The organism is Mycobacterium sp. (assembly GCF_019243155.1).
GTDB lineage: Bacteria > Actinomycetota > Actinomycetes > Mycobacteriales > Mycobacteriaceae > Mycobacterium.
In genome coordinates this window covers 21953-28781 of the sequence record NZ_JAFAUS010000496.1, presented here as the reverse complement: position 1 = coordinate 28781, position 6829 = coordinate 21953, and the positions used below count along the sequence as shown (strand labels likewise).

The window sequence follows — 6829 nt, the reverse complement described above, 5'->3', positions numbered from 1 at the left end:
GCCACGATCGCCACGATCGCCGCGGGCGAGCGCGACACCAGCAGGGCCACACACTGGCCCGCGCCCACCCCCCGGGCGGCCAGCAGCTGGGCTAACCGGTTGGCCGCGGCATCCAACTGCCGGTAGGTCATCGACTCACCGCCCGCGACGCTGACCGCCACCGCCTCCGGTGTCTGCTCGACCTGTTCGGCGAACAACCCCGGAATCGACACCACCGCACCCGACCCGGCCGACCCCGCCTGATTGCCCAACTGCGCCAACCGCACCCGCTCACCCGCATCAAGCACATCAATCGACGACAACAAACGACCAGCATCCGCGGCCATCGCCACCAACACCCGTTCGAGTCGCTTGGCGAGCTCGCGGACATCGGAGTTCGAAAAGAACTGTCCCGGCCCCACCGTGCCGAGGAAAAGCCGATCATCGTCTCTGAAAAAGACCAGGCCAAACTCGACGGGGCCGGCGTGGGTCAGGGTTCCCGATACCGGGGCCCCGGCGAGATCCGACATGTGTGTAGCCGGAATGAAATTGACGACGAAGCGATTCGACGCCTGCCCGGAACCGCGAAGGCGCGCTTTGTAATCGATGGTGTGCACCGGGAACCGCTGATGTTGCAGCGCGCCGCGCATTTGCGTGTCGACCTTTTCACAAAACGCGTCGAGCGCGGACTCCGGCGAGGTTTTCAGCGTCAGCGGCACGAATCCGGAAATCATTCCGGCCACCATCAGCGTCTCTGGGCGCACCCGCCTGCTCACGGGGAAATCGAGCACCACCTCCGAACTCTCGGTGTCGAACGCGCGCACCAGAAGCGCGCACGCCGCGGTGATCACCGAGGAGCGACGGATCCCCAATCCCTTTGAGAGCGCTTGGATTCCGGCGACGGCCGACGGATCCAATTGGATGGGTTCAGACGGCCCGTCGAGGTCACGGTCGTCCACGACGTCGGGCGCCAACCGACGACGCGGTTCGCTTTCCGGCGGCAGGTTCTTGGCCCAATACGCCTGATCGTCGAGATAATCGGTGGAGGCTTCGTACTCTGATTCGCAATCGATCAGACCACGCAGCGATCCAAAAAAGGCAGGCGGAATCGACTCGCCGGACGCAATTGCGTTGTAAATAGCCGCGATCCGGTGACAAACCAGAGTGATACCGATTCCGTCCACCACTATGTGGTGGCAGCACGCGAAGAAATAAAACTCATCGGTACGTGTCTGCATTAACGAAAACTTGAACAGCGGGCCGGCAAGCGGCATCAGCGTGCGTTGGATCGATGATGCGAGCCGATAGGCGTCCAGTGCGGGATCCTGCGAGTCCGTCAAGTCGTATTGAGCAAGCTCGACGTCCGGGTAATCGAGCGGCTTTTGGAGAACCTCGCCGTCAACCTCGAAGAACCCGGACCTGAGCGGTTCCGCCTCGCGCACCGCCTGGACTATCGACCGCCGAAGCAGACCGGGATCGATCGCGCCCCCGACTCGGATGAGCTCGCCCAGCTGCCACTTCGCACCGAAACTTCCCGTTTTTTGCGCAAGCCAGATGTCTCGCTGGCCCCGCGTCAGCGGAAGGGCTCGGTCGTCGAGTTCCATCCGACTCCCCCACCTGCAAAGTGTCTATTTATCAGTAGCCTGGACTGCCACCCACCTCTTGCCCAGACTCAATGGCTAGTGAAACCATTCCGAACCATACCGGAGGCCACCACGCTCGGCCCGGGTATCGGCAAAGTCCCTGATGCGCCTCCTTGTCCAACTCAGTAACGTAAGCGCACACTCATGGGTTCAGTCAATCGCAGCTTCGTCTCACCTGCTCCGTCGCGATATATCAGCTTGTCGAGTGCAGCTAACGGGTTGCGCTGGCCTGGAGGCGCAGATGAACTTTTCGGTGATTTTTAGTGACGCGAGCGAACATCGACGTGCCCTCAACGACATAAATCAGCAAATGCCAACGGTGTCATCTGCAACGCTGGACGTCATGCACGCTGGTATTCCGGCTCGAAAGGACCAAAGAGGTGTGCGGCGAGCCGAAAATGCGGGAGGAATGGGTGAGGCGGAAACAATTGCAGAGCGGATTGCAATGTCCAATACGTCGACGACGGTATGCCACTTACGGCTCTGTGCGGGGGCGGCGCCTCGGTTCGCAGCCGAGAAAACTCGATGCGGGGTGACTTACCCTTCGGGGCATGGAGTCCTCGGCGCGCACCGGTGTCACCCCCGCCATCCGGGTCGGCGGTCTGACCAAACGGTTCGGCCGTGTCACGGCCGTCGAGGACCTGAGCATGAGCGTCGCGCCCGCCGAGGTGTTCGGGTTCCTGGGTCCTAATGGTGCCGGCAAGTCGACGACGATCCGGCTGCTGTTGGGATTGATTCGTCCTACCGCGGGCACTGCGGAGATATTCGGCTGTCCCGCGGATGACGTCCGTCGCTCTCACCGTCACATCGCGTACGTGCCCGCCGATGTTGCGCTGTGGCCGCGACTGACGGGCGCGGAAATCCTTGAGCTGCTTGGCAGCGTCGGTCCCGGTGTCGACGCGGCCTACCGTGACGAGTTGGTCGACCGATTCAAACTCGAGCCCGACAAGCCGGCCAAGACCTATTCGACGGGCAACCGGCAGAAGGTGGCACTCGTCGCTGCGTTCGCAACACGGGCCCCGCTGCTGGTGCTCGACGAGCCGACAAGCGGCGTAGATCCCTTGATGGAGAGGGAGTTTCGCCGCTGTGTCGCGGAAGCGCGCGAGCGGGGCCAGACGGTGTTCCTCAGCTCGCATCAGCTCGACGAGGTGGAGGCCGTGTGTGACCGGGTGGCGATTCTGCGTGCCGGACGGCTCGTCGAAGTCGACAGCATCGCTGATCTGCGCCGGTTGCGTCGAACCGTGGTCGAGGTGTCCTATCGCGGCGTGCAACCTTCCCTCGCCGATATTGCGTCGGTGTCGGGTATCGAACAGCTGGATGGTGAACGGTTGCGGTTCAACCTAACTGGACCGCCCGAGGGCGCGCTTCGAGCGCTCGCCTCGGCCGACATCACCGCGCTCGCAATGCACGAACCGACTCTCGAGGAGATCTTTCTCGACTACTACGGACAAGCCGCGCGATGACGACCGCCACACCGGTGGCCGGGCCGCAGCCCCCGCCGGGCCGCGCCGTGGGTCGGCTGGCCGTGCGCCAACTCCGCCCCGGTGCGGTGCTGGTCGCCTTGGTTTGCGGAGTCATGTCGGCGTTGGTCGCCTTCCAGTACCAGCCGATCGGCGCCCTGCTGAATCAATCGGATTTACGTGTACTCGCGCAGAATCCAGCCATAAGGATCTTGTCGGGGCCGCCGGTCGCACTCGACAATCCCGGCGGTTTTACCGTGTGGCGCACCGGCATACCCGTGTCGGTGCTCGCGAGCGGATGGATACTCCTTGCCGCCACCCGTATCACGCGCGGTGAGGAGGACGGCCGGCGCTGGGACCTGCTCCTCGCGGGCCGGCTGCGAATGGCCGATGTCGTTGTCCGGTGTCTGGCCGCTCTTGTTGGATCCGCGACGCTGATCGGCGTGGCGGTCGCAACGGGCCTTCTGGTCGCCCGCACCGAACCGACCGGGGCGGTGCTCTATGCAGCCGGAATAGCTTGTGTTGCCTTGACTTTCGCAACGGTCGGCCTGCTCGCCGCGCAAGTCATGCCGAGCCGATCCGGTGCCACGGGACTTGCGGTCGCGGCTCTGGGCGTCGGCTTGATACTGCGCATGATCTCCGACGGCTCGCATCGACTGGCGTGGTCGGCTTGGGTGACGCCGTTCGGGGTTGCTGCCCGCTTGGCGCCGTACGCCGAAAACCGTGTCCTCCCGCTGATCGTGTTGGGCGCGTTTCCGATCGTGCTGGCCGGTGCCGCCGTCTCCGCGGCACGCCACCGCGACGTGGGCGACGGACTGGTGGCGCTGTCGGTCACCCGCCCGCCGCGTGCTCGTTTATTGCGGTCGGTGGGCGGGTTCGCCCTTCGCCGCACCGCGCGGACCACGCTCGGGTGGGCGACGGGCATCGCCGCATACTTCTTCCTGGTAGGTGTGTTGCTCTCGTCGATTCTCGAGTTGTTCCAGACGAACCCGCGTCTCGCCAAACTCGCCGCGCCCGCCGGGACGGGCGGCCACGATCTGGTGAATGCCGGGGCTGCGGTTCTGTTCGGTGTGCTCGCGGTGCCCACCGGGCTGTACGCCGCGATACGTCTCGCCGCGATGGTGTCCGACGAGAAGTCCGGCCGATTGACATTGCTTTTCGCCCAACCTATTTCGCGCGTGCGTCTGGTGACCACCGAGGTCGCGATCACGGTGGGCGGTGTTATCGCCCTGCATTGCTCGGCCGCGGTCGCGATTTGGGGCGGCGCTGAAATCGCGGGCGCCCCATTGCAGTTGAGCGATTCACTCGCGGGGGCGCTGAATTCCGTTCCCCTGGCGTTGCTCGCGGCCGGGGCGGCTGCGGTGGGCGTCGGGTGGCTTCCGTCGGCTACCGTCGCGATCGGTGCACTGCCGGTAATTGGCGGGTTCCTGCTGAACGTGGTCATGAAGACCGCGAAAGCCCCGGGATGGGTTATGGACCTGTCGCCGTGGACGCACCTTGCCGCGGTGCCCGGCGCGCCGCCCAATTGGGCGGCCGCCATCATTTTCTTGCTCCTCGGCGCGATGCTGACAGCGCTCGGAGTGTATGGATACGCCCGGCGCGATTTGGCGACGTGACTAGAGAACGTTCAGCCGCCCTGAAATGAGCGACCTATTACTGCGCTTTTCTCCATTCGGGAAAAAAGCAATTCCATCCGGCCCTCCGGCTATTCGTCGGACAGAGCGCAACGGCGGACGTGGCAAAGTCTCCGTCATTGTCGGGGGGGCCATGCTCGCGGGCGGCCGGCGACGGGTTCTGCGCGGGCGTGGAAGCACCTTCATGGAGCGGCACCGGCGCCGCGGGTGCACCGTCGGTGGGCCTCAGCACCGGGCAAACTGCAGTGGTGCACTCGGCACCGGGCAGCCAGACTGGAACTGGCCTACGATGTTGCGGACGGAGCAAACGCTATCGGGGAAGATGGCTTGAAGTTCCGCCTCGCGAGGGAGGGAAAACTTAAATGGGACTCATACCCGGCTTCTCTGAGATGAAAGAGTCCGTCGAGGAAGCTATCGATCTCCTCAGGCGCGCGGTCGCGGGACTGGAAAAGCTTGCGGCAGAAACGGAACGGGCTAATGACCTGTATGCCGAAGTGAACCAGGACGCGCTGGCGCACGTTGAGAACGTGTCCAAGCTGTCCGGTTGAGCAAGCGCAAGTAAACTACGGGGAAACTCTGTGCCGGGCAACCAATCGGCTCCCTCCGGCAACAGTGGTCCCACCTAGCGCGGTGTTCACACGCTCGCGCAAATCCCCTCTAAGTGCGCTCACGTGGCAACTTTCAAATTGACGTGAGGGTCAACGGCTTCGGGGCCGTCGAGATTGGGTATCCCGCCATTGGTTGATGCCGCGTCGCGGGCGATCGTGCAGGCGCAGCCAGAAGTCCTTCACGCAATCTCGGAAGACCGTTTGTGCAAACTTGCCGAGCCGTTCATATTGGTTACCAAACCGGAGGGAGGGGAGTGAGCGAACTCGAGAACCTCGACTTCTTCACCGACAAGTCTCTGGTCGAGGACCCCTACGATTACTACGACGCGATCCGTCGTTGTCCCATCCGGCGCGAGCCGGCGCACGGCGTCGTGATGGTGTCGGGCTACGACGAGGCCGTTGCGGTGCAACGCGGCGGCGCCGAGGAGACCTTGTCGGTATGCAACATCGTCAGCGGTCCGTGGTCGGGGATACCGACCGAACCGGGCAGCGACGACATCACGGATCTGATCGAGCGGCACCGCGACAGGATCACGTTCGGCGAATACTTCATCACGTTCGATCCGCCTAAGCACACCGCGCATCGCTCGCTGCTGAGCCGGTTGTTCACGCCGAAGCAGCTCAGAAACAATGAGGAATTCCTGTGGCGCCTTGCCGATGAGCAGCTCAGCGGCTTCGTTGCCGACGGCAAGTGTGAGATCGTCATCGACTACAACTTTCCGTTCACGCTCGACGCGATCACCGACCTGCTCGGCGTGCCTGAGCCCGACCGGGAAAAATTTCGCCGCGCCGCGATAGCGAGCAGGCTCGAAGGCGAACGCAGCGGTTTCGTCGGCGTCAAAGAGGAGTGGTTCGTCGACTACGTCGAGGAACGGCGGCGCGAGCCGCGCGACGACGTCCTCACCGAGCTTGCGCTGGCGAAGTTTCCCGACGGCACGACACCCGAGGCGATCGACGTTGCCCGCGTCGCCACGTTCATGTTCGCCGCCGGCCACGGCACGACGATCGACCTGCTGAGTCTCGCGATGCTGATGCTGGCGGAGCGAAAAGACCTGCAAGAGCAGCTGCGCGAGGACAACTCGAAGATCCCCGCCTTCATCGAGGAGATGCTGCGCTTCGAAAGCCCGATCAAATCGAACTTCCGTATGGCGCGGCGCAGCACCAGGATCGGGGACGTCGATGTGCCGGCCGGCACCAGCCTGCTCGTGATGAACGGTGCGGCAAACCGCGATCCACGAAGGTTCGACGAGCCCAACGAATTCCGCCTGGATCGACCGAACATATTGCAGCACATCGCGTTCGGCCGCGGCATTCACACCTGTCCGGGCGCCCCGATCGCCCGCGCCGAAGTTCGGGTGAGCCTCGAGCGAATCCTCAACCGAATGGCCGACATTCGGCTTTCAGAGGCGCACCACGGTCCGGCGGGCACTCGTCGGCTCCAGTGGGACCGCACGTTTTTGTTCAGGCGCCTCAAGGAATTACACCTCGAGTTCACCCCGGTTTAG

Annotated in this window: 5 protein-coding genes; 4 read left to right on the top strand and 1 reads right to left on the bottom strand. The window is 63.8% G+C overall.

Annotated features, from left to right (window positions below; genetic code table 11):
* A partial coding sequence (locus JOZ00_RS24990) for a condensation domain-containing protein (protein WP_293349588.1) occupies nucleotides 1-1583 on the bottom strand: 1583 nt, incomplete at its 3' end.
* 590 nt (nucleotides 1584-2173) lie between these two features.
* Here JOZ00_RS24990 and JOZ00_RS24985 point away from each other — a divergent pair.
* The 4 genes from JOZ00_RS24985 to JOZ00_RS24970 all read left to right on the top strand — a co-directional run bounded on the left by JOZ00_RS24985 (nucleotide 2174) and on the right by JOZ00_RS24970 (nucleotide 6829).
* Nucleotides 2174-3085, top strand: coding sequence for an ABC transporter ATP-binding protein (locus tag JOZ00_RS24985; RefSeq protein WP_293349585.1), 912 nt, complete (start codon nucleotides 2174-2176; stop codon nucleotides 3083-3085).
* Nucleotides 3082-4698, top strand: a complete 1617-nt coding sequence (locus JOZ00_RS24980) for a hypothetical protein (RefSeq protein WP_293349582.1) — start codon at nucleotides 3082-3084, stop codon at nucleotides 4696-4698. The genes JOZ00_RS24985 and JOZ00_RS24980 overlap by 4 nt, the downstream gene beginning before the upstream one ends.
* Nucleotides 4699-5078: 380 nt before the next feature.
* Nucleotides 5079-5264, top strand: a complete 186-nt coding sequence (locus JOZ00_RS24975) for a hypothetical protein (RefSeq protein ID WP_293349579.1) — start codon at nucleotides 5079-5081, stop codon at nucleotides 5262-5264.
* A gap of 314 nt (nucleotides 5265-5578) precedes the next feature.
* On the top strand, nucleotides 5579-6829 hold the full coding sequence (locus JOZ00_RS24970; RefSeq protein WP_293349576.1) for a cytochrome P450: 1251 nt from the start codon (nucleotides 5579-5581) through the stop codon (nucleotides 6827-6829).

Excerpts from the sequence above, each read along its gene's own strand:
- JOZ00_RS24985 (WP_293349585.1), top strand. The coding sequence starts at position 2,174 with ATGGAGTCCTCGGCGCGCACCGGTGTCACCCCCGCCATCCGGGTCGGC.
- JOZ00_RS24980 (WP_293349582.1), top strand. The coding sequence starts at position 3,082 with ATGACGACCGCCACACCGGTGGCCGGGCCGCAGCCCCCGCCGGGCCGC.
- JOZ00_RS24975 (WP_293349579.1), top strand. The coding sequence starts at position 5,079 with ATGGGACTCATACCCGGCTTCTCTGAGATGAAAGAGTCCGTCGAGGAA.